The sequence below is a fragment of the Neisseria sp. P0021.S005 genome, assembly GCF_051956955.1.
Genome location: NZ_JBQCWY010000255.1, coordinates 1 through 4,081, shown reverse-complemented (window position 1 = coordinate 4,081; position 4,081 = coordinate 1). Strand labels below are relative to the sequence as shown.

Genomic DNA, 4,081 nt, shown 5'->3' with positions numbered 1-4,081 from the left:
CAGCCTGCTTCAAACAATCCGTACCAAGCCACATTACAACACTCAGACACAAGAAATATAAAATGAACTTGGAAACCCTGCTGGCTCTGCCGCGCAACCTTAAAAAAACCTTCTTCGTCATCCACGATATCTTGATGATATTCGTGGCGTTTTGGTTTGCCCAAAGCCTCAAAGTGCAATATTCCGACGAATGGTTGAGTATCGCCAACTGGCTGGCTTTCGGCAGCACCGCTGTGCTGACCATTATCCTTTTCATCCGTATCGGCCTCTATCGCGCCGTCACGCGCTTTGTCAGCATCCGCGTCCTGACCGCCGCCGCATTCGGCAGCATCATTTCAGCGGTCTTGTTCTGCCTGACCACCCTGATTTTTGAACAAAAACTACACCTTGCCCTGCCCATCGTCTATTTCTTGGTCTTGGTGGTTGGCGTTACCAGCTCGCGCATGATCCTGCGTGCGATTCTGACCGATCATCACCGCAAACAAATGACCCCCGTCATCATCTACGGCGCAGGCCAATCCGGCCGCCAATTACTGGAAGCCATCAAACAGGTTAACGAATACTCGGCCATCGCCTTTGTCGATGACAACCCGAAAATCCAACGTACCGTCATCTATGACCTTGCCGTCTACAACCCCAACGAAATCCCGATGCTGATCAGCCGCTACGGCGTCCGCAAAATTCTGCTGGCGATTCCAAGTTCTACGCCGGAAGAACGCAAAGACATTATCCGCCGCCTCGAAGCGTACAAATGCGAAGTCCTGACCATTCCGGGCATGAAGGATTTGGTGGACGGCAAAATCAACGTCAGCTCATTGAAAAAAATCTCTGTGGTCGATTTGCTCGGCCGCACCCCTGTGGCACCGCGCCCTGAATTAATGAGTGCCGACATCAGCGACAAAGTCGTGATGGTGACCGGCGCAGGCGGCTCTATCGGCTCCGAACTTTGCCGTCAGATTCTCAACTGCCGTCCGACCAAACTGCTGTTGTTTGAATTGTCCGAATTTGCCCTATACAGCATAGACAAAGAATTGCGCGAAACCCAAGCCGCGCAAGGCAGTCAAGTCGAAGTCGTACCGCTTTTAGGCTCGGTTCAAAACAAAGAACGCCTTAGCAGCATCATGAAGGCCTATCATGTCGACACCGTTTATCATGCCGCAGCCTACAAACACGTCCCTATGGTCGAATTCAACACCATCGAAGGCATTCAAAACAACGTATTCGGCACACTCTGCTGCGCGCAGGCTGCCGTAGATGCAGGCGTTTCCACCTTTGTTTTGATTTCCACCGACAAAGCCGTCCGTCCGACCAACACCATGGGCGCCAGCAAACGCATGGCCGAACTCTGCCTACAAGCGCTTGCCGCCGAGCCAGAACAAAAAACACGCTTCTGCATGGTGCGTTTCGGCAATGTATTGGGTTCGTCCGGCTCCGTTGTCCCTGTATTTGAAAAACAAATTGCCGAAGGCGGCCCGATTACCCTGACCCACCAAGACATTACCCGCTACTTCATGACCATTCCCGAAGCGGCGCAACTGGTTATCCAAGCCGGTGCAATGGGTAAAGGCGGCGACGTATTCGTCCTCGACATGGGCGAATCCGTCAAAATCATCGACCTTGCCCGTCAAATGATTGTCCTCAGCGGCCTCAAAGTCAAAGATGAGCAACACCCACACGGCGACATCGAAATCAAGATTACCGGCCTGCGCCCGGGCGAGAAACTTTATGAAGAACTGCTCATCGGTGATGAGGTGCAAAAAACCACTCATCCCCGGATTATGACCGCCAGTGAAGTAATGCTTCCATGGACGCAATTATCTGACATACTGTCGGAACTCGAAACCGCTTGTCTCCAAAGCGACCAAAACAGCCTGCGCCAGCTTCTGTTGCGCGCACCGACAGGCTTCGTACCTAAAGACGGTATCTGCGACCTGGTTTGGCAACAAAACAATAAGGCCGTCTGAATATTTTCAGACAGCCCGGACACCATCCCGCAAGGACTACTACATGAAAAAAACACTCTCCCTGCTTGCTTTATTAGCACTAACTGCCTGTAACAGCACGACAGTTATTCCTGGTTCAACCATCAAAACCAGAACCAAAACAATTGTTTACACCGATACCGACACCGCAGCCGATACCAATCTCGACAGCCGCGTTGCCGTTTACCCCATCACACCCAACCTAATTGAAAAAATGCGCAAGCCGCCTGTACTTTCCCAAAACAACCAAGGTTTGGAGCAAAGCAAAAGTGCTTACCGCTACCGCATCGGCAGCGGCGACGTCCTCAATATCATGGTTTGGGCGCACTCCGACCTCAACTCCCCTATCCAGCAAAGCAACCCGCAAACCAACCAAGTCAGCCGCGGTGCCTGGGTAGATGAGGGCGGTTATATTACTTATCCATTGGCAGGCAAAATTCAAGCTAAAGGCAAAACTTTGGACGAATTGCAAAATACCCTGACCAGCCTTCTGAAACGCTACATCAAAAACCCTCAAGTAGCCATCAACGTTACCGAATTCCGTTCGCAACGCATTTCAGTATCCGGTGCTATCAACCAAGCAGGTCAGCAGCCGATTACCAATATCCCGATGACCATTTTGGATGCCATCAACCAAGCAGGCGGTGTCACCCAAAGTGCCGACACCCAACACATCAAATGGACGCACAACGGCGTCGACCGCACCATTTCCCTGCAAGACATGCTGCAATACGGCGATATGTCACAAAACCATCTTCTCAGCCATGGCGACATCGTTTACGTTCCTAACAGCAGCAACAACAAAATCTACATCATGGGCGAAGTCGGCAAACAAGCCACTCTGCCGATCGGCAATCACGGCCTCAACCTGACCCAAGCGCTCGGCGAAGTCGGCGGCATGAACCAAAACTATGCTGATGCAACCGGCGTATTCGTGATCCGCCGCGCACCAGAAGATGCGGCCAAACCTATCCACATCTATCAGCTCAACCTGAAAGATGCGACTTCTTACGCGCTGGGCAGCGAATTCAAACTGCGTTCGGAAGATACCGTTTACGTTACCGCCGCCCCGGTTACCCGTTGGAACCGCGTAATGTCACAAATTACCAACTCCATCAGCAACGTCAACACCCTCGACAATACATTTAAATAAACAGTGGTTCCTGCTGTCAGACCCTCGTTTGACAGCAGGATACAAAATTACGCACAATCCAAACCAATTACATAAACGGCATACAAAAGCCGTACACACCACACAAACGGAAAAGCAGTATCTTATAGTCTGACTCACGCTTTTTTCAGACCATAAACCGAAAACAATATCATGTACCACAACATACTCATCGTCTGCCTAGGCAACATCTGCCGCTCCCCTACAGCAGAGCGGATCATGCAGAAAAAACTACCCGGCCATCAAATCAGCAGCGCCGGCATAAAAGCACTGGCAGGGAAGGATGCCGATTTCCAAGCTATTAAAACCGCACTCAAACACGGCGTTATCGTTGCAGGCCATACGGCACGCCAGCTGACCGCCCAAATGTGCGAGCAGGCCGATTTGATTCTTGTGATGGAGCCCAGTCAAATCGATATGGTTGCCGACATCCATTCGCCGGCACGCAGCAAAACCATGCTGTTTGCCCAATGGTTACCTAAAAAAACCGTACCTGACCCATACAAACAAAGCAGCGAAATGTTTGAAGCCGTTTTTGAACAGCTCAATGCTGCCGCAGACACTTGGAAAACCAAACTAAACGGAAAAACTCAACCGGTATAAAACCGGCATAAACAAGAAAGCAAGCAATGAAAAAAACGACCTACATACCTTACAGCGCAGACAATGACGAAATCGACTTCGGTCAACAGCTGCGCGTAATTTGGACAAATAAATACAAAATCCTCGCTGCCCTGCTTGCAGGCGGCATTCTTGGCGCAGCCTTCAGCCTGGCATCCACTCCGCAATACCGTGCCGACGCCATGCTGGAAATTGAAACGCGACAAAACCAAATCCTGACCGAAATCAACAGCATCTTCAACAATCAAACCACGCCGTCTGAAGCAGAAGTCGAGCTGGTTCAATCACGCTTGGTGCTGGGTAAAAC

At 50.8% G+C, this 4,081-nt stretch carries 4 protein-coding genes; all 4 read left to right on the top strand.

Annotation, left to right across the window (positions count from 1 at the left end):
* Positions 1-62: 62 nt before the first annotated feature.
* On the top strand, positions 63-1,964 hold the full coding sequence (locus tag ACTHUE_RS12165) for a polysaccharide biosynthesis protein (protein WP_107769121.1): 1,902 nt from the start codon (positions 63-65) through the stop codon (positions 1,962-1,964).
* A gap of 43 nt (positions 1,965-2,007) precedes the next feature.
* Complete coding sequence (locus tag ACTHUE_RS12160; RefSeq protein WP_107769120.1) at positions 2,008-3,135, top strand: polysaccharide export protein; 1,128 nt, start codon at positions 2,008-2,010, stop codon at positions 3,133-3,135.
* 171 nt (positions 3,136-3,306) lie between these two features.
* Positions 3,307-3,756 (top strand): low molecular weight protein-tyrosine-phosphatase, encoded by a 450-nt coding sequence (locus ACTHUE_RS12155; RefSeq protein ID WP_070584690.1) that lies wholly within the window; start codon positions 3,307-3,309, stop codon positions 3,754-3,756.
* Positions 3,757-3,782: 26 nt separating this feature from the next.
* Positions 3,783-4,081 (top strand): Wzz/FepE/Etk N-terminal domain-containing protein (locus ACTHUE_RS12150; RefSeq protein ID WP_440423565.1); only part of this gene is annotated, 299 nt, incomplete at its 3' end.

Coding starts and splice junctions, on each gene's coding strand:
- ACTHUE_RS12160 (WP_107769120.1), top strand. CDS start 2,008: ATGAAAAAAACACTCTCCCTGCTTGCTTTATTAGCACTAACTGCCTGT.
- ACTHUE_RS12165 (WP_107769121.1), top strand. CDS start 63: ATGAACTTGGAAACCCTGCTGGCTCTGCCGCGCAACCTTAAAAAAACC.
- ACTHUE_RS12155 (WP_070584690.1), top strand. CDS start 3,307: ATGTACCACAACATACTCATCGTCTGCCTAGGCAACATCTGCCGCTCC.